At 39.0% G+C, this 26483-nt stretch carries 29 protein-coding genes, 1 tRNA gene and 2 pseudogenes; 29 read left to right on the forward strand and 3 right to left on the reverse strand.

What is annotated here, in order from left to right; translation table 11 throughout:
* Positions 1–171 precede the first annotated feature (171 nt).
* The 23 genes and pseudogenes from ACQKMI_RS23350 to ACQKMI_RS23460 all read left to right on the forward strand — a co-directional run.
* Positions 172–683, forward strand: a pseudogene (locus ACQKMI_RS23350) (YitT family protein); the annotation flags it as partial.
* A 52-nt stretch (positions 684–735) separates the two neighbouring features.
* Entirely contained in the window at positions 736–1053 is a 318-nt protein-coding gene (cccB, locus tag ACQKMI_RS23355; RefSeq protein ID WP_427492818.1) for a cytochrome c551, read from the forward strand.
* Between the two features lie 202 nt (positions 1054–1255).
* Complete coding sequence (gene hprK, locus ACQKMI_RS23360; protein ID WP_323649812.1) at positions 1256–2191, forward strand: HPr(Ser) kinase/phosphatase; 936 nt, start codon at positions 1256–1258, stop codon at positions 2189–2191.
* Between the two features lie 52 nt (positions 2192–2243).
* Positions 2244–3065: a prolipoprotein diacylglyceryl transferase gene (lgt, locus tag ACQKMI_RS23365; protein ID WP_427492820.1), complete on the forward strand. Its 822-nt coding sequence runs from the start codon at positions 2244–2246 to the stop codon at positions 3063–3065.
* A gap of 12 nt (positions 3066–3077) precedes the next feature.
* Positions 3078–3719: a pyrophosphatase PpaX gene (gene ppaX, locus ACQKMI_RS23370; RefSeq protein WP_427492822.1), complete on the forward strand. Its 642-nt coding sequence runs from the start codon at positions 3078–3080 to the stop codon at positions 3717–3719.
* A gap of 4 nt (positions 3720–3723) precedes the next feature.
* Positions 3724–4266, forward strand: coding sequence for an acyltransferase (locus ACQKMI_RS23375; RefSeq protein WP_427492826.1), 543 nt, complete (start codon positions 3724–3726; stop codon positions 4264–4266).
* A gap of 947 nt (positions 4267–5213) precedes the next feature.
* A complete protein-coding gene (locus ACQKMI_RS23380) occupies positions 5214–6386 on the forward strand; it encodes an ATP phosphoribosyltransferase regulatory subunit (protein ID WP_427492830.1) in 1173 nt (390 codons plus the stop codon).
* Entirely contained in the window at positions 6379–7002 is a 624-nt protein-coding gene (hisG, locus tag ACQKMI_RS23385) for an ATP phosphoribosyltransferase (protein ID WP_427417014.1), read from the forward strand. Before ACQKMI_RS23380 ends, hisG begins: the two co-directional genes overlap by 8 nt.
* Before the next feature lie 62 nt (positions 7003–7064).
* Positions 7065–8339 carry a histidinol dehydrogenase gene (hisD, locus tag ACQKMI_RS23390; protein WP_427492832.1) on the forward strand — a complete coding sequence of 425 codons (1275 nt, stop codon included), beginning with the start codon at positions 7065–7067 and terminating at the stop codon, positions 8337–8339.
* 4 nt (positions 8340–8343) lie between these two features.
* Complete coding sequence (gene hisB, locus ACQKMI_RS23395) at positions 8344–8943, forward strand: imidazoleglycerol-phosphate dehydratase HisB (protein WP_427492834.1); 600 nt, start codon at positions 8344–8346, stop codon at positions 8941–8943.
* Positions 8940–9572 carry an imidazole glycerol phosphate synthase subunit HisH gene (gene hisH / locus ACQKMI_RS23400; RefSeq protein WP_427492836.1) on the forward strand — a complete coding sequence of 211 codons (633 nt, stop codon included), beginning with the start codon at positions 8940–8942 and terminating at the stop codon, positions 9570–9572. Before hisB ends, hisH begins: the two co-directional genes overlap by 4 nt.
* On the forward strand, positions 9566–10327 hold the full coding sequence (gene hisF / locus ACQKMI_RS23405) for an imidazole glycerol phosphate synthase subunit HisF (protein ID WP_427492837.1): 762 nt from the start codon (positions 9566–9568) through the stop codon (positions 10325–10327). The genes hisH and hisF overlap by 7 nt, the downstream gene beginning before the upstream one ends.
* The gene (gene hisIE / locus ACQKMI_RS23410; RefSeq protein ID WP_427492839.1) at positions 10324–10941 is read left to right on the forward strand and encodes a bifunctional phosphoribosyl-AMP cyclohydrolase/phosphoribosyl-ATP diphosphatase HisIE; all 618 of its coding nucleotides are present in this window, start codon (positions 10324–10326) and stop codon (positions 10939–10941) included. Before hisF ends, hisIE begins: the two co-directional genes overlap by 4 nt.
* 90 nt (positions 10942–11031) lie before the next feature.
* Entirely contained in the window at positions 11032–12555 is a 1524-nt protein-coding gene (locus ACQKMI_RS23415; protein ID WP_427492840.1) for a tetratricopeptide repeat protein, read from the forward strand.
* Positions 12556–12722: 167 nt separating this feature from the next.
* Positions 12723–13667 (forward strand): thioredoxin-disulfide reductase, encoded by a 945-nt coding sequence (gene trxB / locus ACQKMI_RS23420; RefSeq protein ID WP_427492842.1) that lies wholly within the window; start codon positions 12723–12725, stop codon positions 13665–13667.
* Positions 13668–14297: 630 nt separating this feature from the next.
* Positions 14298–14765 carry an 8-oxo-dGTP diphosphatase gene (locus ACQKMI_RS23425; RefSeq protein WP_323649793.1) on the forward strand — a complete coding sequence of 156 codons (468 nt, stop codon included), beginning with the start codon at positions 14298–14300 and terminating at the stop codon, positions 14763–14765.
* Between the two features lie 9 nt (positions 14766–14774).
* The gene (gene rapZ, locus ACQKMI_RS23430; protein ID WP_323649792.1) at positions 14775–15668 is read left to right on the forward strand and encodes an RNase adapter RapZ; all 894 of its coding nucleotides are present in this window, start codon (positions 14775–14777) and stop codon (positions 15666–15668) included.
* Between the two features lie 4 nt (positions 15669–15672).
* Complete coding sequence (locus ACQKMI_RS23435; RefSeq protein ID WP_427417024.1) at positions 15673–16647, forward strand: gluconeogenesis factor YvcK family protein; 975 nt, start codon at positions 15673–15675, stop codon at positions 16645–16647.
* 74 nt (positions 16648–16721) lie between these two features.
* Entirely contained in the window at positions 16722–17669 is a 948-nt protein-coding gene (gene whiA / locus ACQKMI_RS23440; protein ID WP_323649789.1) for a DNA-binding protein WhiA, read from the forward strand.
* A 95-nt stretch (positions 17670–17764) separates the two neighbouring features.
* Positions 17765–18022, forward strand: a complete 258-nt coding sequence (locus ACQKMI_RS23445; protein WP_323649787.1) for an HPr family phosphocarrier protein — start codon at positions 17765–17767, stop codon at positions 18020–18022.
* Positions 18023–18174: 152 nt separating this feature from the next.
* The gene (locus ACQKMI_RS23450; protein ID WP_427492845.1) at positions 18175–18327 is read left to right on the forward strand and encodes a hypothetical protein; all 153 of its coding nucleotides are present in this window, start codon (positions 18175–18177) and stop codon (positions 18325–18327) included.
* Between the two features lie 10 nt (positions 18328–18337).
* Complete coding sequence (locus tag ACQKMI_RS23455; protein ID WP_427492847.1) at positions 18338–18553, forward strand: hypothetical protein; 216 nt, start codon at positions 18338–18340, stop codon at positions 18551–18553.
* A gap of 153 nt (positions 18554–18706) precedes the next feature.
* A complete protein-coding gene (locus ACQKMI_RS23460; RefSeq protein WP_427492849.1) occupies positions 18707–19051 on the forward strand; it encodes a hypothetical protein in 345 nt (114 codons plus the stop codon).
* Positions 19052–19064: 13 nt separating this feature from the next.
* On the opposite strand, the gene clpP is transcribed toward ACQKMI_RS23460, so the two are convergent.
* Together clpP and ACQKMI_RS23470 are read right to left on the reverse strand one after the other, a co-directional pair.
* Positions 19065–19655: an ATP-dependent Clp endopeptidase proteolytic subunit ClpP gene (gene clpP / locus ACQKMI_RS23465; RefSeq protein ID WP_323649782.1), complete on the reverse strand. Its 591-nt coding sequence runs from the start codon at positions 19653–19655 to the stop codon at positions 19065–19067.
* 89 nt (positions 19656–19744) lie between these two features.
* Positions 19745–19882: a hypothetical protein gene (locus tag ACQKMI_RS23470; protein WP_427492851.1), complete on the reverse strand. Its 138-nt coding sequence runs from the start codon at positions 19880–19882 to the stop codon at positions 19745–19747.
* Between the two features lie 324 nt (positions 19883–20206).
* On the opposite strand from ACQKMI_RS23470, the gene ACQKMI_RS23475 reads away from it, so the two are divergent.
* Together ACQKMI_RS23475 and ACQKMI_RS23480 are read left to right on the forward strand one after the other, a co-directional pair.
* Positions 20207–20281: transfer RNA gene (locus ACQKMI_RS23475), tRNA-Arg, on the forward strand.
* A gap of 302 nt (positions 20282–20583) precedes the next feature.
* Positions 20584–20762, forward strand: a pseudogene (locus tag ACQKMI_RS23480) (peptide ABC transporter ATP-binding protein); the annotation flags it as partial.
* Between the two features lie 61 nt (positions 20763–20823).
* On the opposite strand, the gene ACQKMI_RS23485 reads toward ACQKMI_RS23480, so the two are convergent.
* A complete protein-coding gene (locus tag ACQKMI_RS23485) occupies positions 20824–21438 on the reverse strand; it encodes a spore coat protein (protein WP_323651751.1) in 615 nt (204 codons plus the stop codon).
* A 213-nt stretch (positions 21439–21651) separates the two neighbouring features.
* Between ACQKMI_RS23485 and ACQKMI_RS23490 the strand changes: the two genes are divergently transcribed.
* The 4 genes from ACQKMI_RS23490 (at position 21652) to ACQKMI_RS23505 (ending at position 25921) form a co-directional block, all read left to right on the forward strand.
* Positions 21652–22233, forward strand: a complete 582-nt coding sequence (locus tag ACQKMI_RS23490; protein WP_427492853.1) for a LemA family protein — start codon at positions 21652–21654, stop codon at positions 22231–22233.
* Complete coding sequence (locus tag ACQKMI_RS23495; protein WP_427492855.1) at positions 22233–22985, forward strand: TPM domain-containing protein; 753 nt, start codon at positions 22233–22235, stop codon at positions 22983–22985. The genes ACQKMI_RS23490 and ACQKMI_RS23495 overlap by 1 nt, the downstream gene beginning before the upstream one ends.
* Positions 22986–23144: 159 nt before the next feature.
* Complete coding sequence (locus tag ACQKMI_RS23500; RefSeq protein WP_427492857.1) at positions 23145–25421, forward strand: S9 family peptidase; 2277 nt, start codon at positions 23145–23147, stop codon at positions 25419–25421.
* Between the two features lie 263 nt (positions 25422–25684).
* Positions 25685–25921: a glutaredoxin family protein gene (locus ACQKMI_RS23505; protein WP_427492859.1), complete on the forward strand. Its 237-nt coding sequence runs from the start codon at positions 25685–25687 to the stop codon at positions 25919–25921.
* The last annotated feature ends 562 nt before the right edge of the window (positions 25922–26483 follow it).

The raw sequence follows: 26483 nt of genomic DNA on the forward strand, positions 1-26483 counted from the left end.
TTCGTGACCAACATCATGTTGGCCCGAGACCCTGCAGCGAAGTGAAGCGGCTCATCGGACACCCCCAGGAAGCTTTGCTCTGTGCGAAAGCGAAGCGGCAGCAACAAAGCGCCCAGTCGGAACGGAAATCAACCACACGTCGTTATGGTGATTATTAATACATAATGCGAACTATTTGGGGGGATTGTGGTCGGTTTAGGAATAGGACTTGTTTTTAAGGGGAATGCTTCTACTGGTGGCACTGATTTACTAGCGCAAATTATTACAAAGTATACCGGAATAACGCTTGGTACAAGTGTACTTTTAATTGATGGGATTATCGCAATTAGTGCAGCAATTGTTTTTGACTTAGAGAAAGGTTTGTATGCCCTGATTGGACTTTATGTCACGATAAAAACGATTGATATTATTCAGCTCGGCTTTAGTCAGTCTAAAATGGTTTACATTATTACGATGAAACAAGATGAGGTACGTGATGCTATTTTGCCGAGATCAATCGAGGAGTGACAAAGTTGCCTGCAATGGGTGGCTATACAGGGGAAGCGCGACCAGTTCTGATGGTAGTGGTTTACCAAACAGAATTCACAAAGCTAAAACAACTCATTAAAAACGTTGGCCCATCAGCGTTTGTGATCGTTTCTAATGCTTATGAGGTGTTAGGAGAAGGTTTCAAACGTGCATAATTTTGGTATAATGTCGGGGAAAGATACTTATTTACTTTGAGGAGGGGCCCTAATGAAAAAGGCAATGTTAACATTAGCGATTGGTTCAGCAATCTTCTTAGCTGCTTGTGGCGGAGGTAAAACTACAAATGAAGGTTCAAAAACTGCTACTCCAGACGGAGAAACAATTGCTATGAAATCTTGTATTACTTGTCATGGTGGTGAACTACAAGGTCAAGGAAATGCACCCAAAATTAGCGATATAGGCTCTCGTTTAACAGAAAAAGAAATTTTAGATGTTATTGAAAATGGTAAAGGTTCAATGCCTCCTGGTGTTGTTAAAGGTGCAGATGCAGAAGCAGTTGCCAAATGGTTAGCTACTAAAAAATAACAATAATGAAACTAGCGGGCTGGAGAACCGCTAGTTTTTTTATATTTTGTAGAAAATTTTAGCCAGGTAGACAGAGTGTAAATGCATTTCTTTTATACATAGACATGCTAAAATAAGGTGAAACGGCGATCATTATGCTGATTGCTAGTTAACACGGGACAAAACAACATATTCGATTCCTTTGAATGGAGGCTACTAAACATTGGTCGTAGTATTAACAAGAGACGTTATGGAGAAATTTAAGTTAGATCTATTAGCTGGTGAGGAAGGAATAGGAAGAACGATTGTTACGAGTGATATTTCAAGACCTGGGCTTGAGATGGCGGGATATTTTACGCATTATCCTGCAAATCGAGTACAATTGCTTGGAAAAACAGAACTTTCATTTTTTGAAATGCTACCTGCAAATGTGAAACTGGAGCGTATGCGTCTACTATGTTCGCAAGATACTCCAGCTATTATTATTTCCCGGGATTTAGAGGTACCGAAGGAACTTATACAGGCGTCCAATGAAAAACATGTACCTGTATTTAAAACACATATGACAACAACGAAATTTTCGAGTAGGCTAACTAACTATTTAGAAGGTCGCTTAGCACCAATGACTGCTGCTCATGGAGTTTTGGTGGATATATATGGCATCGGTGTACTCATTATCGGAAAAAGTGGTGTAGGGAAAAGTGAAACAGCACTTGAGCTTGTCAAGAAGGGGCACCGTTTAGTGGCTGATGATTGTGTAGAAATCCGTCAGGAGTCAGAGAATTTTTTAATTGGAAGTCCACCACCACTTTTAGAACATTTACTCGAAATTCGAGGCATTGGTATTATCGATATTATGACCCTCTTTGGAGCAAGTGCGGTACGGCCATATAAACGTATTACATTGGTAATCGAACTAGAAATATGGGATCCAGAAAAAGTCTATGATCGTCTAGGATTAGAGGAAGAAAAAATGAAAATCATAGATACGGAATTAACGAAGTTAACGATTCCTGTAAGACCTGGACGAAATGTGTCAGTCATTATTGAAGTAGCAGCAATGAATTATCGTTTGAAAAAGATGGGTGTTAATGCAGCCGAAGAGTTTTCTAGACGATTAGACGAGGTGATCTCATCAGCGGATGAATTAGATGATTAATTGTTCATTAATAGGATACAATAGCCTATATAAAAGATGAGAGGAGTTTAAGATGGATTTATTATTACTAGAAATTAATCCGATTGCTTTCCATTTAGGGCCTATCCCTGTTCGTTGGTATGGGTTACTGATTGTATCGGGTATTATATTAGCTTATATTGTAGGACAAAGAGAGGCTGTTAAGAGGGGCCTACCGGAGGATTTTCTTGCGGATTTATTACTATGGGCTGTTCCTATATCCATCATATGTGCACGTATTTACTATGTAACGATGCGTTGGGATTATTATAGTGAAAACCCGGGGAGGATTATTGAAATTTGGAATGGTGGTATCGCTATTCACGGTGCACTTATTGGGGCATTTTTGACAGGTTACATATTTACTCGTAGAAGAAATATAAGCTTTTTACAAGTAGCAGATATTGCGGCACCGAGTATTTTAATTGGACAAATCATTGGACGCTGGGGAAATTTTATGAACCAGGAGGCTTATGGTGGTCCAGTATCACGTGAATTTTTAGAACATCTAATGCTACCAGATTGGATTATTAATCAAATGTATATTGAAGAATTAGGAACATACGTACATCCTACTTTTTTATATGAATCCGTCTGGAACTTCATTGGGCTAATTATTTTACTAGTATTACGCAAAGTAAATTTAAACCGCGGAGAAATATTCTTCAGCTATTTAGTTTGGTATTCAATCGGTCGCTTCTATATAGAAGGCATGCGTACAGATAGCCTGTATTTAGTAGGGGATTTACGCTCAGCTCAGGTTGTTTCAATAATAGGCATTGTAGCAGGTCTTGGTGCGATTATTTACCGACGTTTAAAAGTAAAACCCGCAGTGAAATATTTAGATAGCAAATAGGGGGTTCGGAGAGTGGCTATAAAGGCATTACTATTTGATTTTGATGGTACATTACTCAATACAAATGATTTAATCATTCAAACATTTATGCATGTTTTAAATGAGCGATTTCCCGGGCAATATTCGCCAAAAGATTGCCTGAAATTCCTTGGTCCGTCCCTAAAACAGACATTTAGTGACATTGCTCCTGGTGAAGAGGAAGCAATGATTGCAAAATATCGTGAATATAATGAAGTGCATCACGATGAGCTTGTTACTCAATATCCTGATGTGGTATCAACTTTAAAGCAATTAAAGGATATGGGGATCAAATTAGCGATTGTGTCTACAAAGCGTAATGGGATGATTGACCGTGGTCTATCTGTACTAGGCGCAAGTCATTTATTTGATATCCGTATTGGCACGGATGATGTGAAAAATGTAAAGCCTGATCCAGAGCCAGTTTTGCTTGCGCTTGAACGCCTTGGAGTAAACAAGGAAGAGGCCATTATGATTGGTGACAATTCCCACGATATTGAGGCGGGGCACAACGCTGGAGTTAGAGCGGCTGGTGTCGCATGGGCATTTAAAGGTGAGGAATACTTACAACAATTCAAACCGGAATATATGTTGCATCATATGACGGATTTATTTGAAATTGTGAAAGTGGGGTAAGTAAATGGCACGTAAAACAGAACGCTACCGTGTCGAAGGAGCAAACTCGCTTTGGAATATTTATGATACGGTGTCCTTTTGGAAGGTGATGAAGTGTTTCATTGTCATTCAAATTGGACGCTTCACACCATTTTTACGTGTGAAAAACTGGTTGTATAGAACTTTTTTAAAAATGGACATTGGTGAACAAACTTCCATAGCTTTAATGGTCATGCCAGATACAATGTTTCCAGAACGTATTCACATCGGTAACAATACCGTTATAGGCTTTAGTACGACTATTTTGGCGCATGAATATTTAATAGAGGAATATCGTCTAGGAGATGTTCATATTGGCAATGAAGTAATGGTTGGTGCTAATTCAACGATACTACCAGGTGTAACGATAGGTGACGGTGCGATTGTGTCAGCTGCAACCCTTGTACATAAGGATGTCCCAGCAGGCTGTCTAGCAGGTGGTAATCCTATGCAAATTATTTATTCAGCTGAACAAATGGCGGAACGCAAACGCAATGAAGTAGTAGAATGGTGCACGCCAAAAAAATAATAATATCGAAACTGTGCGAGCTTTGCTGTGCACAGTTTTTTTCTTTTGAGAAGCTATTGTGACAATGAAGTTAATGTATCACATATTAAATAAATTATAGCTCTTCGGCAAAATGAGGGGTTGATTTCCGTTCCGACTGGGCGCTTTCCTGGGGGCGTCCGATGAGCCGCTTCGCTTCGCTGCAGGGTCTCGGGCCAACACGATGTTGGTCACGAAGGCGTTATCACAGGATGTGATGGTCTTAGCCTTCGTTCCTCTATCGCTGATCCCCGAGGAGTCGCCCAGTCTCCACTACAATCAACCTCAGCAACAAGTGTTTTCTGTGCGAAAGCGAAGCTACAGCAACAAATGTTTAATATATGAAAACATAGTGGCAGTAACAACAAATGTACAATCAACACTATTCTGTTCGTTTAAGGTGAGTAGTCAAAGCGTGTTCACTTCTTAAATGAATAAAATTTATAAAGGTTCTACGCTATCATTATTGGAGTGGAAGGCTACTCGACTCCCGTTGGAAAGCGAGACAGGCGAGACCCTGCACGGAAGCGAATGTTTTCCGTGCGAAAGCGTAGTGCCAACGTAGCGGCAGCAACGTATCGGAGGAAGCGGCTCGACGCTCGCCCACAGGAAAGCGAGTAGCCTGGAACGGAAATCACTCGCCACAACATTCACAAAGATTTCCTTGACCATTTCTTTTTTCAACACTATGCACAATGTTTTTTTAAATTTTAATGTTTTACTGATTTAAGAAGGAAAAAGCTCAATCGGTTGAATAAAGTTTAAATTTTTTTATTTTTAAGTATAATTAACAGAATAATCAGTGTTGAAATTATTCGATAATTTCGTGTAGTTGCATTGACGGAAAAGAAGAAATAAGTTAGAATTCTTTCATAATCTAATTCTCTAACACTCTAGTGAGTTAAAGTGAAACGCGAGGAAGTGTCAAAATGTCGTCGATTAAAATGTTTGAGAAACCACTTGGAATGCGCGATACATTCCCACAAATATTTGAAAAGGTAGAGACTGTTCGAAATACTGGACGAGACTTTTTATGCAGAAGAGGCTATGAATTTATTAAAACGCCTGCAGTAGAGTATTTTGATACAGTCGGTAAAGCTTCTGCAATAGCTGATGCGCATTTATTTAAATTAGTAGATAGCCAGGGCAACACGTTAGTATTACGACCTGATATGACAACACCAATTGCACGTGTGGCAACCTCAAAATTATTAAAAGAGATGATCCCAGTACGTCTCGCTTATTTTGCTAGCGTCTTTCGCGCACAGGAAGCAGAAGGTGGTCGTCCAGCAGAATTTGATCAGATGGGGATCGAGTTAATTGGAGACAATTCTGTATTTGCTGATGCTGAGGTTATTGTAACGGCAATGGAGTTATTAAAGCAATATGGCTTAGTAAAATTTAAAGTGACGATCGGTCATGCAGGTATATTAAATTGTATTTTACAAGATTATACAGAAAGCGTTGAACAACAAAATATACTGCGGACACTCCTTGTACAACGCAATTATGTAGGATTTGAAGAAGCGGTAGAATCATTTGATTTACCTAAAACAAAATCCGATGCCTTATTGCAATTTATTGAAGAAGCTATGAATGTTAAAGAAATTCAAGATATTGAAAAATACGTGCGGAAAAATGACGCATTAGAATATATGCAGCAGCTTGCTAAACTACTTGAAATTGCAGACTTAGCGGATTATGTAGCCTTTGATTTTACGCTTTCTAGTCACATGAGCTATTACACAGGCATGTTATTCGAAGTGTTTGCTGCCGGCAGTGGCTTTCCATTAGGCAATGGGGGACGCTATGACGGATTGCTGGAGGTATTTGGCTCAAAAGTAGGCGCTACAGGATTTAGTATTCGTGTTGATCGCTTACTAGAAACACTAGATGGGCAATCTAATGAACGACAAGAAGCTACAGTCGTGTTATTTGAGGAAGCACAATTTGAAGATGCGATTGCAAAGGTACAGACGCTACGAGCAGCTGGTAAACAGGCTACCTTACAGTTAAGGAGTAGCCTTGTCGATGAAGCAAGTTTTTTAGCACACTTTACAGAAGTAGTTGTTGTGGGACAGGAGGACGTTGACGGTGAATGAATTAACGATTGCCATGCCGAAGGGACGCATTTTTGACGAGGCATACCAGATGCTTTTAGAAGCCGGCTTTAATTTACCAGAAGAAGTCGAAATGTCCCGTAAATTAATGCTAGAAATTCCAGAAGAGAAAATTCGTTTTATATTAGCAAAGCCAATGGATGTTCCTGTATATGTTGAACATGGTGTAGCGGATATTGGTATTGCTGGGAAGGATGTTTTGTTAGAGCAGCAACGCGAAGTGCATGAGTTACTGGATCTGAAAATAAGTACTTGTTATATCGCATCGGCGGGCTTACCTAATACGACGATGAATGAAATAGCACCAAGAATAGCGACAAAATATCCTAATATTGCAATGAAATATTATAAGGGTATTGGCGAGCAGGTTGAAATTATTGAGCTAAATGGATCGATTGAATTGGCGCCCATGATTAGCTTAGCAGATCGAATTGTCGACATTGTTTCAACAGGCCGTACGCTAAAAGAAAATGGCTTAGTGGAGTACGAATTTATTACAGACGTATCATCACGATTAATTGCCAACCCTGTAAGCTATCGCATGAAGAGTGACCGTATTATCGATCTCGTGAAACGTTTGAAAAAATGTGTTAAATAAATCAAGCCTCCTGTTGAAAGAGGCGCCTACACGAATACCTAGATTTAAAGGAGATTAATCCTATGAAAATATCAAAGTTAGAAAAAGGTATTTCCTTAAAACGACCACTGGAAGGTGGAAATGAAGAACAGTTAAAGGTTGTACGTCAAGTATTGAAAGATGTTCGTGCACAAGGTGACGCAGCCATTCGTTTTTATACAGAAAAATGGGATGGCTTTGCCCCTGACTATTTACGCGTAACGAAGGAAGAGGTAGAAGAGGGCGCTAATACAATTGATCAACAGCTTTATGCTGATTTAACAGAAGCCGCTCAAAATATTCGCCTTTATCATGAGCAGCAAAAACGTTCAGGCTATCGCTTGGAGCTTACAGATGGTTCATGGCTAGGACAACGAATTACTGCTCTCGATGCAGTAGGTCTGTATGTTCCTGGCGGTACAGCAGCATACCCATCTTCAGTCTTGATGAATGTTATTCCTGCACAAGTTGCTGGTGTCAAGCGCATTGTTATGACATCTCCAGCAGGTCGCGATGGAAACTTACCTCCAGGTGTACTTGCTGCAGCGCATATTTTAGGGGTAGAAGAAATATACAAAATCGGTGGAGCTCAGGCGATTGCGGCTCTTGCATATGGCACAGAAACAATTTCTCCAGTTGATAAAATTACAGGTCCAGGAAATATTTTTGTAGCATTAGCAAAACGTGAAGTATTTGGTGAGGTAGCTATTGATATGATTGCAGGTCCAAGTGAAATTGCCGTGTTAGCAGATGACACAGCATTTGCTGATGAAATCGCGGCCGATCTTTTATCACAGGCGGAGCATGATAAATTGGCTTGTGCCATTTTAGTAACGACTTCTGAGCAATTGGCTAAAAAAGTAGCTGATGAGGTGGAGAAGCAATTAACGACTTTACCGCGTGAAGAGGTAGCGCGTGCATCGATAGAAAACTTTGGTGCCATTTATGTGGCTGAAACGATGGCAGATGCCATAGATGCCATTAATTCATTAGCACCTGAGCATTTAGAAATTGTCACAAAAAATGCTGAGGCTGTAGCTGAACAAGTACGACATGCAGGTGGTATTTTCATCGGTCGTTATAGCTCAGAACCAGTTGGCGATTACTTTGCAGGGACAAACCATGTGCTGCCAACGAATAGCACGGCACGCTTTGCAAGTGGATTAAACGTCGATGATTTTGTAAAAAAATCGAGCGTCGTCTTTTATAGTGAAAAAACTTGGGCAGAAAATGCACCGAAAATTGCACGTCTAGCACGTATGGAAGGCTTAGAGGGCCATGCGCGTGCGGTCGAATCGCGTGGATGGGAAAAGGAGTAATACTATGACTGAAAAGAAACGATACGCAAAAGTTGAACGTATAACAAATGAAACACAAATTTCGGTAGCTATCAATTTAGATGGCGAAGGAAAGGCGGATATTGAAACGGGTGTTGGCTTTATGGATCACATGCTTGATTTATTTATCAAACATGGTCTTTTTGATGGGACGATACAAGCGAACGGTGATACCTATATAGACGATCACCATACAACAGAAGACCTCGGAATTGTATTAGGCCAAGCTATTCGTGAAGCGCTCGGTGATAAAAAAGGAATAAAGCGTTACGGGACAGCATTTGTGCCAATGGATGATGCGCTTGCACAGGTCGTTGTGGATTGCTCGAATCGCCCGCACTTAGAATATCGTGTGCCACAGTTGAAGGAAAAGGTCGGTAGTTTTGATACTGAATTAGTACATGAATTTTTGTGGAAGTTTGCACTTGAGGCACGGATGAATGTTCATGTCATCGTACCTTATGGACAAAATACACATCATATTATCGAAGCTATTTTTAAAGCGTTAGCACGTGCCATTGACGCAGCAGTGGAAATTGATCCACGTGTGAAAGGTGTACCATCGACTAAGGGGCTGTTAACGTGAAAATAGGTGTTATTGATTATGGTATGGGGAATTTGTTTAGTGTTGAACAAGCCTTAAAACGACTTGGCTGTGAGGTTGTTGTCACGTCTAACGAAAAAGTGCTAGATACAACAGATGCTCTGTTGCTTCCTGGTGTTGGGGCCTTTCCAGATGCCATCAAACGTTTAGCTGAAACGAATTTAGATCGATATTTACAAAAGGTGAAAGCTGAAAATCGACCACTTCTCGGAATTTGCTTAGGAATGCAATTATTATTTGAGCAAAGTGAAGAAGTGACGACTACGAAGGGTTTGGGCTTTTTTAAAGGAAGTATTAAACGATTTAGTGGTGACAACGCAGGGCAGAAGTACCGAGTACCTCATATGGGATGGAATGAGCTCGTAGTAACAAAGCCTCCTTCATGGTTAAAAGGTGAAGTAACGGCAAAGCATGTTTATTTTGTGCACTCATTTTATGCAACCGATATTGATGAAACGGAGCTCGTCGCTTATGCGGATTACCATGGTATTAACGTTCCTGGCATAGTTGCAAATGGCTCTATTACGGGCATGCAGTTCCATCCTGAAAAGTCGGGTGAACTAGGTGTGTATTTATTAGAGCAGTGGTTGAAGGGGGTGGCATCATGTTAACAAAGCGCATTATTCCATGTCTTGATGTGCAAGAGGGACGTGTTGTAAAAGGTGTACAGTTTGTGTCATTACGGGATGCGGGTGACCCAGTAGAGCTTGCTAGATTTTATGATGAGCAAGGGGCAGATGAGCTTGTGTTTCTAGATATCTCAGCATCACATGAAGGACGTGAAACAATGATTGATGTCGTCCGGCAAACTGCAGCTACATTAGCCATTCCATTCACAGTAGGTGGTGGAATTCGTACATTAGATGATATGAAACGCATTTTACGTGCAGGTGCCGATAAAGTATCCGTGAATACTTCTGCTCTAGAGCGACCGGAGCTGATTAAAGAAGGTTCTGACTACTTTGGTGCACAATGTATTGTTGTAGCTATTGATGCCCGCTTTAGCGAGGAAGATGCCACATGGATGGTTTATACGCATGGAGGCCGAAACAAAACAACATGGCAGGTAACTGAGTGGGCGAAGGAAGCGGTTCGCTTAGGTGCTGGTGAAATTTTATTAACGAGTATGAATCAGGACGGCGAGAAATCAGGTTTTGATTTAGCCTTAACAAAAGCTGTGAGAGAAGCTGTGACAGTTCCGGTTATTGCAAGTGGCGGTGCAGGAAATGCCGAACATTTTTACGAGGTATTAGCTGAAGATGTCGATGCAGATGCAGCACTTGCCGCATCCATCTTCCATTACAAAGAAACGAGCGTAGCACAAGTAAAAGAATACTTACGTGAAAAAGGAGTGGCAGTAAGATGATGGATAGCATTAAATTTGATGAAAAAGGTCTTGTCACTGCAGTTGTACAAGATGCGAATACAAAAGAAGTACTAACTGTAGCGTATATGAATAAAGAATCTCTAGAAAAAACACTTGAATCGGGAGAAACATGGTTCTTCTCACGTTCACGTCAAGAGCTCTGGCACAAAGGGGCAACAAGTGGTCATACACAAAAAATTGTGTCAATCAAAGCGGACTGTGACGGTGATGCATTAGTCGTGGAAGTAATTCCTGCTGGTCCAGCTTGTCATAATGGAACAACTTCTTGCTTTACAGAGATTATTCAGCAAAATGCCAAGGTTGGATCTGTCGAGATACTTTCTAAACTTGTCAATGTCATTGCGAAACGTGAGCAAGAAATGCCGGTAGGGGCGTATACTACATATTTATTCGATAAAGGAATCGATAAGATTTGTAAAAAAGTTGGAGAAGAAGCAACTGAGGTTGTTATAGGTGCAAAAAATCGCGATACAGAAGAAGTAAAATGGGAAGCGGCCGATTTAATGTATCATCTACTAGTGTTACTACAAGAGCAAAAAGTAAGTATTTATGACGTGTTACAGGTGTTGGAAAAACGTCATGAGGAGAAATAACGGCATATTGCTTATTGTATGTTATAATAGAAGTTACTGTGTAAAGGAACGTATCATACGTTCCTTATTTCTTGTTTCGGAGGAAATATATTGGAAAAGAAACGTCAAAAAGAGAATCAAACGAATATAGTGTCGTTCATTCCAACAGGCGACTATTATTATAAAAAATCAATTCAAGCAATGAATAGCGGACAAATGAATAAAGCCTATAAATATTTACAGCGAGCAGTTGATTTAAGTCCTGATGATCCAATGATTTTATTGCAATTAGCGATAGTAGAGTTAGAGGGTCAACGTTTCGAGGAAGCGTATGATCTTCTTCATCGTGCCTATCAGATAGATAAAGACAATCCAGAAATTATTTTTTACATGGCAGAGATTTCAGGATGTATCGGTATCATACATGATGCTAAACGCTTTGCAGAGCAATATTTACAAATAGAGCCAGAGGGCGCTTATGCTGATGAAGCTGCTGAAATATTAGACTTTGTTGATTTTGAGCAGGATGATTTTGAGGAGCTTGAAGGTTCTGCTGAAGATTTATATCGGCAGGAGCAAGCGAGACGTTGTATGGAAAAGGGAGATTTCCCTGAAGCTATTAATATGCTAGAAGAGTTAATTGAAGATAGACCAGATTTTTGGTCAGCTTATAACAACTTAGCCCTTGCCTATTTTTATATTGGTGAAGCAGAACAGGCAAAGGCGCTTCTAAATAAGGTATTACGTGAAAATAAGGGGAATTTACATGCACTATGTAATTTAACGGTTATCGCGTACTACGAAAAAAATGAAGAAGATTTAAAGGATCTTTTAGAAGTACTTGTGAAAATTCAGCCATACTTATGGGAACATCGCTATAAGTTGGGTGCAACATTAGCCCTCGTTGGACAATATGAATTAGCATTTAAATGGTTGCGTAGCATGCAAAAAAGAGGCTATGTAGGCGATGCTGGCTTTTACTTTTGGTTATCACATGCGGCTTATTTCTCAGGACATGAGGAAATATCAAAGAGTGCATGGGAGCAGCTACTTGAGCTAGATCCGGAAAAAGAAGGCTTCGAACCTTGGCGTCAAGAAGAAAACACGTATTCACTGGATGCACTAGAACATGACCGTGATTATATTGTGGAGAAGCTGGAGAGCGATTATACAAGTGAACGTATATTTGGTTTATTTTTACTAAGTTGTACAGCACATAAACAGGAAATTATCGCACATCCCAAATGGATAGATGTCGAACAATGTAATGCGTATGAAAAGCTATTCCTAGCTTATGCACTAGGACATCAATTTGATATGAAAAACAAAGTAGAGGCTAGCTTTATACGAGCAATAAGTGTGCCAGAAATTTTACTTGAACAGTATGGTAAGCTTACGACATTAATTGCACCAATGTTCCAAATGTGGTTTGTGCTTTGTGAGCAAGCATTGATAAACAATTATCGTTTCACAAATCCAGCGGCTATTGCAGGAGCAAATGACTATTTATTCCGCTCTTCTCGTAATCTCAAGGTGACAAAAAAAGAGATAGCTCAGCAATATGGAATATCCGTGTCTACTTTATCGAAGTATATTGATGAAATTTTAATGTTTTTACCAAGCACGAATAATTAGACTGTGAGCAACATAGTTGAATAACTTTTTACTTTCACATACGATGAACTTACTGAAGTTATTATCAATTTCGTCTTGGCTGCGTCCGAGGCATTATCTACATTCAGTAGGTGTTTGCGCACCTACTGAATGTAGATAAAAAAGTATTTGTTTAGGGGGAAGTATTTATGTCAGAAGAAAAAATTTATGATGTTGTAATAATTGGTGCAGGTCCGGCTGGTATGACTGCGGCTGTTTATACATCACGTGCCAACCTTTCAACTTTAATGATTGAACGTGGGATCCCTGGCGGACAAATGGCAAATACAGAAGAAGTAGAAAACTATCCTGGATTTGATACAATTTTAGGGCCTGAGCTGTCGACAAAAATGTTCGACCATGCAAAGAAATTTGGTGCAGAGTATGCGTATGGCGATGTAACTGAAATTATTGATGGTGAAGAATATAAAACAATAAAATCAGGTGCTAAAGAATATAAAACACGAGCAATTATTGTATCTACAGGTGCGGAGTATAAAAAAATGGGCGTACCTGGCGAAAAAGAACTTGGCGGCCGTGGTGTCAGCTATTGTGCAGTATGTGATGGTGCATTCTTCAAACAAAAAAATCTTGTTGTCGTAGGTGGCGGAGATTCTGCTGTTGAAGAAGGCGTTTATTTAACTCGCTTTGCTGATAAAGTAACAATTGTGCACCGTCGTGATAAATTACGCGCACAAAAAATTCTCCAAGATCGTGCCTTTGCTAACGAAAAAATTGATTTCATTTGGAATGCAACAGTCAAAGAAATTAATGAGGCTGATGGTAAAGTTGGAAGTGTAACATTGCAATCAACTGTAGATGGTACAGAATCTGATTTTGCTACTAATGGCGTATTTATTTACATTGGAATGCTACCATTAACAAAACCATTTGAGTCTCTAGGTATTTTAAATGATGCTGGTTATATTTTGACTAATGAAAATATGGAAACAACAGTACCAGGTATCTTCGCAGCTGGTGATGTACGTGAAAAATCACTTCGTCAAATCGTTACAGCGACAGGTGACGGAAGTATTGCAGCACAAGCGGTACAGCATTATGTGGAAGAATTATTAGAGAAAATTAATGCTTAAAATAGACCAAGATTAAAATCTGTTTTGATTGATTCATCACCAAAAGATGTGGATGACATTTGTTAAAACTTTTGCCATATATTTAAGTTGATTGGAGTGGAGGCTGGGCGACTCCTCGGGGATCAGCGTCACAGATGAGACCCTGGAGCGAGCATCGCGAGTGAAGCGGCTCATCGGACGCCCCCAGGAAGCTCTGCTCTGCGCGAAAGCGAAGCGTCAGCGGCAAAGCGCCCAGCCGGAACGGAAATCAACCCCACGTTATGGGTATGATCCTCTTGGTTGGATTTTAAGGAAAAAAATACAATTTTAATACGGTCTTAATATAGTTGTAACTTGAATGACATATAAAAGGTGTAAGATAAAAAGTGTAATTAGCAATCCCCCTTTTATTTTGTTGAGTAGGTTGTTTCCACCAAATAGGTGGAGCAACCTATTTTTGTTGTAAACGGAAATTTTTGAATTTTTTTGTGGCGGCGTTTCATATGCTTAAATAGAGGTTAAACACAAGTTTCCCCGCTTGTATCGGTGAAGTTAAAATTGCAATGCGCCTAAAGTTTAGAATTGAGGACAAACCTTGTTTAGTCTTGCTATAATAAAAGGAAGAACGTAAAAGTGATTAGAGGTGTGCCTATGCAAAGAATTGCAAATTTAATAGCCGTAAAAGACGGTCAAGTATTATTACTTCAGAAGCCTAGACGTGGCTGGTACGTAGCTCCTGGCGGTAAAATGGAGCGCGGTGAGTCGATTTATGAGGCTGCTGTACGTGAGTTTAAAGAAGAAACAAATGTCACACCTATAAATGCTCATTTAAAGGGTGTTTATACGATGATTATTAAAGAAAATAATGAGGTAGTGGACGAATGGATGCTTTATACATTTGTTGCAAAGGATATAGAAGGCGTACCGTTTAAAGAAACTAGAGAAGGCAAACTCGCATGGCACCCAGTAGAGGATTTGAAACATTTGCCTATGGCTGAAGGTGATCGAACAAACTTACAATTTGCTATCTCACAATCAGGCATTCAGTACGGTACATTTGAATATACGACTGATTTTGAATTACTTCATGAGAAAATACAAATATCAATAGAACAATAAAGGAGCTGCATGACAGTGGTGGTTGAAGACCTAAAAGGTACACATGAATTGGTTATTATTACAGGAATGTCTGGAGCTGGGAAAACAGTAGCTATTCAAAGCTTTGAAGATTTAGGGTATTACTGTATTGATAATTTACCACCAGCGTTACTTACAACATTTTTAACCCTACTAAGGGATTCGGGTAAAAATATTACACGTATAGCAGCTGTCATGGATATGCGTGGCGGCGACTTTTTTGATTCTCTTATTGGCGCCCTCGACCATATACTAAAAGAAGGCGATATAGCTGCACGAATTTTATTTTTAGATGCAGATGATGCAACGTTAGTTAGACGTTATAAGGAAACAAGACGTGCACATCCATTGGCTGTAAATGGGTTACTATTAAATGGCATTAAACAAGAACGCAATCTTTTATCGGAAGTAAAGGGGCGGGCTAAATATGTTTATAATACATCTAATATGAAGCCTAAAGAGCTACGTGAAAAAATCGCAAAAGATTTTGCAAATGATGCCAATAATATATTCTCAGTAAATATCATGTCTTTTGGATTTAAGCATGGTATGCCGATTGATGCCGACTTAGTGTTTGATGTCCGTTTTTTAAAAAATCCATATTATGTAGAGGAGTTACGTCATAAAACAGGTTTACAAACCGAGGTATCTTCTTATGTTCTGGCACTTGAGGATACGCAAACACTCATTCAAAAACTTACGGATTTGTTTGAATTTATGATTCCTCTTTATAGACAAGAGGGCAAATCGCAACTTGTCATTGCTTTTGGATGTACTGGAGGACAGCATCGCTCGGTAACATTAGCGGAATATTTCGGGGCATATTTAGCTGGGAAAGAAAATACCGTTATTACGCATCGTGACATCAATCGTAGAAAGGATTGAGTGAATGGGAAAGAAGCGAACAAAGCTTGTTGTAATAGGTGGTGGCACAGGGCTTTCTACCTTACTACGAGGACTCAAGCACCACCCATTTGATATTACTGCAATTGTGACAGTAGCAGATGATGGTGGTTCTTCAGGACGCTTACGAGATGACTATGATATTCCACCACCTGGTGATGTCCGTAATGTTATCGCAGCGTTATCGGATGTTGAGCCGCTTGTAGAGCAAATGTTTCAATATCGATTTTTAGCATCGGAAGATTTAAATGGTCATTCATTAGGTAATTTAATGCTGACGGCTTTAACAGATATTACTGGTGACTTTAACCATGCTATTAGTGAAATGGGAAAGGTTTTAAAGGTGCATGGCCGCGTCATACCAGCAGCGAATAAAAAGATAAATTTACATGCTGAACTTGAGGACGGTTCTATCATTGAAGGTGAATCGAAAATTCCCTTGGCTAAAAAACGAATTAGTCGAGTTTTTTTAGTGCCTGAAAACGTGCAACCGCTACCAGAGGCTATTCGAGCAATCAATCGTGCTGACTATATTTTAATTGGTCCGGGAAGTTTATATACAAGTATAATTCCAAACCTTCTTGTAAAAGAAATTGGGGAAGCGGTTGTAAAGGCTAAAGGAAGAAAAATTTATGTTTGTAATTTAATGACTCAAAAAGGTGAAACCATTTCCTATACAGCTGGTGATCATGTTAAAGCTTTATATGATCATGTTGGAGACACCTTCATTGATTCTATTTTAGTAAATGATGAGAAACTTCCTCATCCTGTAAAAGAGCTTTATAAGGAAGAGAGTGCTGAGCCAGTAATGTTCGACGTGGCAAAGCTCGAAAGTATGCGATTAGAGGTTATTCAACGAGATATTGCCACGATTCGTCCAGATGGAACGGTTCGTCATAATGCGGCAAACGTTGCAAAATGGCTTGTAGATTATGCAAAAATCTATGAGGCAAAAAGTTAGGGAATTATAAAGCGCTTATTGTATATGATAAGATGGCATATACATAGAACAAAAGGTTGAAAGGAGGGCGTGATATGTCTTTTGCTTCTGAAACGAAAAAGGAATTAACTCAAATAGAAGCGGACGATCATTGTATGAAAGCAGAAGTATCTGCCCTAATTCGTATGAATGGTTCATTATCCTTTGCTAATAAACAGTTAAGCTTAGACGTACAAACAGAAAACGCTGCAATCGCAAGAAGACTTTATACGATTATGAAAAAGCTATATCCATATAATGTAGAGTTACTTGTTAGAAAAAAAATGCGTTTGAAAAAAAATAACGTATACATTTGCCGTGTTAGAGACGGTGCGCGTGAGCTACTAATTGACTTAGAAATCATCTCAGACGACTTTCAATTTAATCATACTATTTCTCGGGAGCTCATTAAAAAGAGTGGCCAAAAAAGAGCGTATTTACGAGGAGCATTTTTAGCTGGGGGCTCTGTCAACAATCCAGAAACATCCGCCTACCATTTAGAAGTTTATTCATTATATAAAGAGCATGGCGAGGCTTTAATGGATTTGATGAATGAATTTGAGCTAAACGCAAAAACAATTGAACGAAAAAAAGGCTTTGTAACCTATTTAAAGGAAGCTGAAAAAATTTCTGATTTCCTTAATATTGTTGGATCTCATCAAGCAATGATGAAGTTCGAAGACGTTCGCATATTGCGAGACATGAGAAATAGTGTTAATCGCATTGTTAACTGTGAAACAGCAAACTTAAATAAAACAATAGGTGCCGCATTACGTCAGGTAGAGAATATCCGATTTATTGAAAATTCGATAGGTCTCGATCAATTGCCAGAAAAGCTTCGTGAAATAGCGCGATTACGAGTAGAATATCAAGATGTAACTCTGAAAGAACTTGGTGAAATGGTATCAAGTGGAACGGTTAGTAAATCAGGTGTCAATCATCGATTACGGAAAATTGATGAGATTGCCGATGCATTAAGAAGTGGAGAAAAAATTGGTGGCTAAATTTTCATACTTTTCAGGTACGTATTGTTCTTTTGCTAGTAAGTAAGGTAAGATAAAAATAATAAGATGAACGGTAGTAAAGGGGAGTTTTGAGAATGACCGAGAAAAGAGTCCATGTAAAATTAAAATTAGGACTACAAGCTAGACAAGCAGCGCTATTTGTACAAGAAGCAAATCGCTTTAGCGCAGATATCTTTCTTGAGAAAGACGAGAAAAAAGTAAATGCTAAATCCATTATGGGTGTAATGAGCTTAGCCATTGCAAAAGGAACAGAGGTTGTCCTTAGCGGTGATGGTAACGATGCTGAGCAAGCGGTTACAGCATTAGCATCCCTAATCGAAAAAGAAGATTAAAAAAACGCATAATGCAGAGACTGTCCAAGAGGTAAAACTTACATCTTGGGCAGTTTTTTTTGCGTTATTCTATTGAAAAAAACAAGTCCTATTATTTTTGTTGGATATTTGTACACGAAGGTCAATGGAATCCTGCTTCGTTTGTCGACGTGATGGATAGGAAGATTGAAGTAATGGATAGGAGAGTCGAAGTTGCGGATAGGAAAGCTAAAGCGACGGATAGAAAGGGTAGAGTGACGGAAAAAAGGGGCGAAGCGATGGAAAGAAAGGGCAAAGTGACGGATAGAGAAGGCAGCGACGGATAGAAGGGCCGCGGTGACGGAAAGAAGAGCCGAAGCGACGGAAAGGGGAGCCGAAGCGACGGAAGAAAAGGCAGCGACGGATAGAAGGGCCGAAGTGACGGATAGAAAGGTCAAAGCGACGGATAGAAGAGCCGAAGCGACGGAAAGAAGGGCCGAAGTGACGGAAAGAAAGGGCAAAGCGACGGAAAGAAAGGTAAAAGTGACGGAAAGAAAAGGCAGCGACGGATAGAAGGGCCGAGGTGACGGAAAGAAAGGTCAAAGCGACGGAAAGAAGGGCTGAAGTGACCGAAAGAAAAGGCAGCGACGGATAGAAGGGCCGAGGTGACGGAAAGAAAGGTAAAAGTGACGGATAGAGAAGGCAGCGACGGAAAGAAGGGCCGCGGTGACGGAAAGAAAGATCAAAGCGACGGAAAGAAGAGCCGAAGCGACGGAAGAAAAGGCAGCAAAGGATAGATGGGCCGAAGTGATGGATAGAAAAGCCGAAGTTGTGGATAGAAGAGATGAAATGATGGATAGAAAGGCCAAAGTTGTGGATAGAAGAGCTGAAATGACGGATAGAAAGGCCAAAGTTGTTGATAGAGGAGACGAAATGATGGATAGCAAGCCAAAAGTGATGGATAGAAGAGCCAAAGTGACGAATAGAACCACCGAAATGATGCAAAGAGGATCCCAATCGACGGATAGACCCATCAAAGCAAAAAAAAGACATCTCAGAAAAAATCTGTGATGCCTTTCGTTTTTTATTTACGGTCATTGCGATCCATAATTTGGTCGATTAAGCCGTATTCTTTTGCGCGCTCAGCAGTCATGAAGTTATCGCGGTCTGTATCTCTTGCAATGACTTCAAGTGGTTGACCTGTACGTTCAGATAAAATACCGTTTAATTTTTCACGTAAGAATAAAATACGTTTTGCAGCGATTTCGATTTCAGTTGCCTGACCTTGTGCACCGCCAAGTGGTTGGTGAATCATTACTTCAGCATTTGGTAATGCGAAACGTTTACCTGGTTCACCAGCTGCAAGTAGGAAAGCACCCATAGATGCTGCCATACCAATACAAATTGTTTGTACTTGTGGCTTGATAATTTGCATTGTGTCATAAATTGCCATACCAGCAGTGATTGATCCACCTGGTGAGTTAATGTAAAGAAAGATATCTTTTTCTGGATCTTCTGCTTGTAGGAATAGAAGTTGAGCAACAATTGAGTTAGCAACGTTGTCGTCAATTGCACTTCCTAATAGGATAATACGGTCTTTTAGTAGTCGTGAATAGATATCGTACGCACGCTCACCACGACTTGTTTGTTCAATAACTGTAGGAATTAAATTCATGTTAAATCCTCCTTAAAAAACTAAATTCGAATACTTTTGCTGAAAACAACTTTTGTATTTCAGCTGTATCCTTATCATACACATTATAGTCAGGGAAGGTCAAATATTAACCCTGTTAAAGTGAAATAATTTAAAACAATTTCACCTTGGTGTAATTGCAGCTGACGCTTCGCTTCCGCTATAGTAAACATTTGCAGCTGATGCTTCGCTTCCGCTACAGTAAACATTTGCAGCTGACGCTCCGCTTTCACCTAGATGAACAATGCGTCCGGATTTTGAATTGTGCCCGCACATTAAATTCTTTGCTAATGCGTGACATCCGCTGGAGACTGTATCTCCATTTAGTAGGTATTTTGACACTTATTGAATGAAAATAAAAAAAGTTTAAATGTTTTACATTCTATAGTTGAATTATGAGCAATACGTTTGTATAATTGATAAGGTCATAAGTTAAAGTACAGTACACTATTTTGTCAGGTATGCTTCAAATGAGGGTTATCTACATCATGCTTTTCGTAAAGCCTAGTGGTACTTTTTTTTTGTGTTCAATTGCCCTCGTGGTGTAATGGATAACACGTAAGATTCCGGTTCTTGCACTGGGGGTTCGATTCCCTCCGAGGGCGCCATTTTACTGATTATTTGATAGAATTTTATAACTCGAATTCTCCTAATAAGTAGTTTAGCAGCCTGCTTAGTGGAGAAAACGAGGGGAAATAATGGGAATATAACCTAGTAGGCATTATTCCCGGATCTGTTCCTTTCAAACCTTCAAAAAAGCAACAACTCCAAATTATTTTTTAGTGAACATACTGTACGTGAAGACTAGTTATACTAGTCGAAGAAAAAGAATCCTATCTGAGGGGATTCTTTTTTTTTTGCAAAATAGCATCAAACATGAATGTTTGGTGCATTTTCATTTATTCATACCGTGAGAAACGTAATGAAAAATTTAGAGGCTGAAGGTATAACCATGATAGTGGTAACACATGAAATGGGCTTTGCCTGTGAACTTGGAGAGCGTGTTGTTTTATGGATGGTGTCTATATGGTTGATGAGGGAACGTCGGGAGATATCTTTGGTAATCCGCAAATGAGAAAGCATTTTTAAAAAACAAGAGCAGCCCCTGTGATAATGCATCACATATGGGACTGCTCTTGTTTTTTTTTAATTAATGAAGGGGATTTGTTGTAGTGTCGTACGAGTTAAGCATCGTATGCATATCTTGTTGAGAATATTGTGGTACTTGATAGTAACCATGCATATTTTGGTAAATAGATAATTCGTATGCCATTTCAATGCAGTTGGGAATACTATCAGCAACAACGCGTCGAACTACAGGGTTTGTAGTTTCCGTTGCAGCAGCAGTCATACATTTTGCTGCCCCTTTTTGAGCACCTAATAGGAAGCCGGAAATTGCTTCGTCGTTGAGCTCGCTTGCGTTTTGCATAGGCTTTTTAGGTTGGCCAGGATTTAATCCATATTTAAAATCATTTCCTGTCTCCATTTGATAGCGTCCTGTAGGTACAGAAGGATCATGTCCTGTTTTAAATGATTCCACAATTGTGTTATACATACCTAATGTGAAATTATATTGGCGATCCAAAATGCTAAGTAATTCCGGGTCCTTAACATGTTGACGTAAAAAGATGGATTGATTCATTCCAGCAATGATTTCGCCAATTGTTTCATGCATGTCCATTAGCTCATGTCCACCATGATTTAGGCTTTGTTGCTGGTTGAATGATGTTTGGTTTGATGATTCGTTTTGAAACGATTGTGTCAAAAAAAGCGCCTCCTATATATCATAGTTTTGTTACAGTATTAAGTATGGCACGTTAGATAAATTTCATACGGTATTAATGCGTTTGCATATATGTAGAATAGAGATGTTTTTTTGTTGCACATTAGTGGTAAGGAAAAGAAAGGCTCATCACCAAAACAAAAAGTATTTTTGATTTTGAGTGATAGCTAAAAGAAAGCGAAGGTGGTTTTAAAATTGAAAAAATTATTTGGACCTATCGGAATTATCGTTATTATTTTAGTTGTATTGGCCTTACTATTTATTCCAAAATACAATAACCTTGTAACGGCCGAGGAAAGCGTTGATTCGAAATGGGCTCAGGTTGAAAATCAGCTACAACGTCGCTACGATTTGATTCCGAACTTAGTAGAATCTGTAAAAGGATATGCCAACCATGAAAAAGAAGTTATCGCTAGCATTACAGAGGCACGTGCACAAATGGGAAGTGCACAAAGTCCAAAGGAGCAAGCGGTCGCCAATGATGCATTAAACGGAGCACTTAGTCGATTGCTAGTAGTCGTAGAAAATTACCCGAATTTAAAGGCAGATGCAAATTTCCGTCAATTAATGGATGAATTAGCGGGGACAGAAAATCGCTTAGCTGTTGCCCGAGAAGACTACAACAATGAAGTGCAGGCTTTTAATAAAACAGTCAAACGTTTCCCAGGCAATTTAATTGCGGGGATGTTTGGTTTCGAACAGAAGGAATACTTTAAAGCAGCTGCTGGTGCTGAAAAGGCACCGTCTATAGATTTTAGCGGTTCAGGTAAACAATAATGAAACGGTTGATGATCCAACTTGCAATTGTTGGCTTCATATTTATTTTATCTATTAGAACGGCAGATGCCGCAATGCCAACACCTATGAAAAATACGTATATTCATGATTTTGCCAATGTTTTATCTGCCTCTGTGAAGGAAGAGCTCAATCATTATTCAGAGCAGCTAGATAAAGGTACAGGTGCTGAAATTATGGTCGTAACAGTAGATAATATTAATGGTCAGGAACCAAAAATGTATGCTACAAAAATGATTCGCTCTTGGGGTATTGGCGATGCTAAGAAAAATAATGGTGTATTAATTTTAGCAACGTTTGGGCAGGGAGAAGGCAATAATGATGTTGTTATTGCTGTAGGTCAAGGTCTCGAAGGAGCATTACCTGATGGCAAGCTGGGGCGCATTTTAGATACAGCGTTTTATCCAAATGCAAGTGCTGGAGATATCGATAAGGCATTTAAAGCAACGTACACGGAAGTATTTCAAAATGTCGCGCAAGAGTACAATTGGGATGGAGAAGTGCCTAAAAATACAGCTGACAGTAAAGGAATGCCAACGTGGATGATTATTTTAATCGTTATCATAGTACTTGTTGTATCAAGTGGAAGAGGTGGAGGACCTCGTTCAGGTCGACGTGGCGGTTATCCAGGTGGTTTTGGTGGCGGCTTTGGCAGCGGTCGCTCTGGAGGCGGTGGCTTTGGTGGATTTGGAGGAGGTTCATCTGCTGGTGGTGGAGCAAGTCGGAAGTTTTAATATATTAAAAAGTGAACTCTAAGCAGTTCGCTTTTTTTGTTGGTTTTAAAAGGTAATATCATTTAATTTATACCAACAATTGACATAATGGATAATATTGCTACAATTTCAATGTATTGATAAATGATATAACCAGAACTGATATAAGGAGGAATTTATATGAAAAAGAGATCTTTATCAGCATCATTAGCGGTTATTTTAACGACATCTGCTGTTATTCCTGTATCAATGCAGGAAGTGCGCGCTACCGATGAAACTAGCAGTCAAGTAGAAGTAAAAGAGGAACGTGTAACTGCAAAGGATTTTCTAGATTTAACTGTAACAGCTCTTACATTCCAACATGGATCAGAGACAATGCGTCAGCAAATCATTGATACGTGGGTAAAAGGCGAAGAATTAAAAGATTTAAGTATGAATATTAAGCGTGATGAAGCGGCACGTATTTTAGTAAGAGCTTTAAATAAAGAAGGAAAAGAATCAACACTTGCTGAGTATCAAGAAAAAGCAAATAAACTTGGCTTATTTAATGGTCTATCAAATAGTGAAATGATTTCTAAACAAGATGCAGTTAAAATTTTGGACAATGCTAAAAATGTGAAGAATGGTGGTAGCAATCATAAAGGTGTGAAAGAAATTTCCGTCGAAGATTTCGTGAAAAGCCCAGGAAGCTTCGGTTATGAACTTTCACCAGATGGCAACTACATTACTTTTAACGCTACATGGGAAAAACGCTCAAATGTTTTTGTGAAAAAAATGAATGACGATAGTGAACCAGTACGTGTATCTAGCTCAAAAGATCGTGATATTCCACTATCCTTCTGGAAAGATGACAATTTACTATATTTTAAAGATAAAGGTGGCGATGAAAACTACCACATTTATTCAACAACATTTAATGGTAGTAAGGAAAAGGATTTAACACCTTATCCGAATGTAAAAGTTGCATTATTAAGTAGCTTACAGGGCGTGAAAGACGAAATCCTTATTATGATGAATAAAGAAGATACAAAAGTCTTTGATGTTTATAAGCTTAACGTCAAGACTGGTAAAACTACACATGTTGTGAAAAACCCAGGGAATATTACGAGCTGGTTAGCAGATCGTGATGGAAATGTACGTATGGCAGTTGCTTCAGATGGTGTAGTAGGCACTGTTCTGTATCGAGATACAGAGAAAGATGAATTCAAGCCGTTTATTGAAATAGAAGCAGGGGATCAAGTAAGACCACTAGGTTTCACTAAAGACAATAAACATATTTACGCAACTTCTAATAAAGGAAGAGATAAAGTAGAGGTAGTTAAATATGATTTAGAAGGTAACGAAGAAGTAATTATGTCCAACCCAGAAGTGGATGTAACGAATGTATTATATAGCGTTGAAAAAGATAAGGTATTATACGGAGCATATGTAACAGATAAGACTCATTATCAATTCTTTGACAAGGACTTTGAAAAACTATTCCGTAAAATTCAAAACAAAATAGGTGTTCATGAAAGTGAATTAGTCATTAATAATTACAATAAAGAAATGACAAAATTCATTGTTAGTGTTTCTAGTGACGTTGTTTACGGAAAATATTATTACTACGATTCAACAAAAGATAAAATAACTGAATTGGCAACACTAGGCTCTTGGTTAAACCCAGAGAAGCTTGCAGAAATGCATCCAATTTCATATAAGAGTCGAGACGGCCTAACGATTAACGGTTATTTAACTTTACCGAAAAACAAAGAGGCTAAACATCTGCCACTTATCGTAAATCCTCACGGTGGACCATGGGCACGTGATGTATGGGGCTTTAATCCCGAGGTACAATTACTAGCAAACCGTGGTTATGCGGTACTACAAGTGAACTTCCGTTCTTCAACTGGCTACGGAAAAGAGTTTTTAGATGCCGGTAATAAACAATGGGGTTTAAAAATCCAAGATGATATTACAGACGGCGTACAATGGGCGATCGACCAAGGTATTGCAGACCCTAAACGTATCGGAATTTACGGTGCTTCATTTGGAGGTTATGCAACTTTAGCGGGTATCACATATACACCAGATTTATATGCAGCAGCGGTTGATTATGTAGGTATATCGAATATCTTCACATTACTTAATACAATCCCTCCGTATTGGAAAACAACTCTTGATGTGTACTATGAGCGTATAGGGCATCCAGTGAACGATAAAGAGTTATTAACAGCTGCTTCACCTGTTTTCCATGTTGATAAAATAAAAACGCCGTTATTTGTAGCTCAAGGTGCAAACGATCCGCGTGTAAATAAGGCTGAATCTGATCAAATCGTTGAAGCATTACGTGCAAGAGGTGTGGATGTGGAATACATGCTAAAGGACAATGAAGGTCATATCTTCCTTAATGAAGAAAACCGCATTGAATTTTATAATGCGATGGTGAAATTCTTAGATAGCCATCTGAAAAAATAATAGGGTAGAAGACTGTGCAAAAAGTTGATTTTGCACAGTCTTTTTTAGTTAGAGGCCTTAAATGGAATAATCTATGTCCCCTAGAAACCCACTAGGTTAGATGTATGTAGGTGAGGTCAGAGCCATAATTGTTGTGGCTTCTGTAATTATTGGCAAGAACATTGCTATTGTTAAAAAAAGATTCTGTTTAAGTTATAAGCTAAGGGGCTATTACATTATTTTTCGTGTTTCGTTTTATAATAGTCTTAAGGGAGGTGCTTTAATTGAACGTGAAATTTTTTAGTCGAGCTAACTGTGGTCTATGTGTAGAGGGACTACATACATTAAGGCTCGTACAGGAAGATATAGATTTCGATATAGAAATGATTGATATTGAAGAAGACGAGAGCATACATGAAAAGTATATGCTAATGATTCCGGTAGTAGAAAAGGATGGACAAGTAGTACAATACGGCAATTTGGATTACGCAACTCTTATGGAGCATTTGTGTAGCGAATAACAAAGGTGGAGCCTTTAATGTACATATCAGTGGCTTTTAACTTCTTTCCGCGGGTGTTTGGACACCCGCGGAAAGAAGTTAAAGCCTCCGAAAGTAATTATGCGGAGGCATAATTTTGGATCTACCTTATCCTCAAAAGCTTTATTCGATAGTATTAATTAGCTGTCGTTAAATCTACTATATTAAAAAATTGATTGAACGTGTTGACAAGTGAAAAGAAATCATGATATATTGTTATTCCTGTCACTTCGACAGTGAAGAATATTTCAAAATAGCTTTGACAAACATATTGATATTTTGATAGAATAAAGTCCTGTCACATTGACAGTGAAAAAATATTTCAAAATAGTTGTTGACAAACATATTGATATTTTGATAAGATTAAGTCCTGTCGTTGAACGGCGGCAAAATGAACCTTGAAAACTGAACAAGCAAAACGTAATCAATAAAGTTTTTAGTAACTAACTTTGAGTTGGTGAACGAAACAAAATTTTGGACATCAAACATGATGCCAGCAAAACAATTTGAGCTAATCAAATTTCTTTTTATGGAGAGTTTGATC

Origin of the sequence: Lysinibacillus sp. NPDC097214 (genome assembly GCF_050277945.1) — a bacterium.
GTDB lineage: Bacteria > Bacillota > Bacilli > Bacillales_A > Planococcaceae > Lysinibacillus > Lysinibacillus xylanilyticus_B.

Excerpts from the sequence above, each read along its gene's own strand:
- hisF (WP_427492837.1), top strand. The coding sequence starts at position 9,566 with ATGTTAACAAAGCGCATTATTCCATGTCTTGATGTGCAAGAGGGACGT.
- cccB (WP_427492818.1), top strand. The coding sequence starts at position 736 with ATGAAAAAGGCAATGTTAACATTAGCGATTGGTTCAGCAATCTTCTTA.
- hisB (WP_427492834.1), top strand. The coding sequence starts at position 8,344 with ATGACTGAAAAGAAACGATACGCAAAAGTTGAACGTATAACAAATGAA.
- ACQKMI_RS23500 (WP_427492857.1), top strand. The coding sequence starts at position 23,145 with ATGAAAAAGAGATCTTTATCAGCATCATTAGCGGTTATTTTAACGACA.
- ACQKMI_RS23380 (WP_427492830.1), top strand. The coding sequence starts at position 5,214 with ATGTCGTCGATTAAAATGTTTGAGAAACCACTTGGAATGCGCGATACA.
- ACQKMI_RS23435 (WP_427417024.1), top strand. The coding sequence starts at position 15,673 with ATGGGAAAGAAGCGAACAAAGCTTGTTGTAATAGGTGGTGGCACAGGG.
- whiA (WP_323649789.1), top strand. The coding sequence starts at position 16,722 with ATGTCTTTTGCTTCTGAAACGAAAAAGGAATTAACTCAAATAGAAGCG.
- clpP (WP_323649782.1), bottom strand. The coding sequence starts at position 19,655 with ATGAATTTAATTCCTACAGTTATTGAACAAACAAGTCGTGGTGAGCGT.
- ACQKMI_RS23375 (WP_427492826.1), top strand. The coding sequence starts at position 3,724 with ATGGCACGTAAAACAGAACGCTACCGTGTCGAAGGAGCAAACTCGCTT.
- lgt (WP_427492820.1), top strand. The coding sequence starts at position 2,244 with ATGGATTTATTATTACTAGAAATTAATCCGATTGCTTTCCATTTAGGG.
- hisIE (WP_427492839.1), top strand. The coding sequence starts at position 10,324 with ATGATGGATAGCATTAAATTTGATGAAAAAGGTCTTGTCACTGCAGTT.
- rapZ (WP_323649792.1), top strand. The coding sequence starts at position 14,775 with ATGACAGTGGTGGTTGAAGACCTAAAAGGTACACATGAATTGGTTATT.
- ACQKMI_RS23495 (WP_427492855.1), top strand. The coding sequence starts at position 22,233 with ATGAAACGGTTGATGATCCAACTTGCAATTGTTGGCTTCATATTTATT.
- ACQKMI_RS23450 (WP_427492845.1), top strand. The coding sequence starts at position 18,175 with ATGGATAGGAAGATTGAAGTAATGGATAGGAGAGTCGAAGTTGCGGAT.
- hisD (WP_427492832.1), top strand. The coding sequence starts at position 7,065 with ATGAAAATATCAAAGTTAGAAAAAGGTATTTCCTTAAAACGACCACTG.
- ACQKMI_RS23445 (WP_323649787.1), top strand. The coding sequence starts at position 17,765 with ATGACCGAGAAAAGAGTCCATGTAAAATTAAAATTAGGACTACAAGCT.
- ACQKMI_RS23425 (WP_323649793.1), top strand. The coding sequence starts at position 14,298 with ATGCAAAGAATTGCAAATTTAATAGCCGTAAAAGACGGTCAAGTATTA.
- trxB (WP_427492842.1), top strand. The coding sequence starts at position 12,723 with ATGTCAGAAGAAAAAATTTATGATGTTGTAATAATTGGTGCAGGTCCG.
- ACQKMI_RS23470 (WP_427492851.1), bottom strand. The coding sequence starts at position 19,882 with ATGTTTACTGTAGCGGAAGCGAAGCATCAGCTGCAAATGTTTACTATA.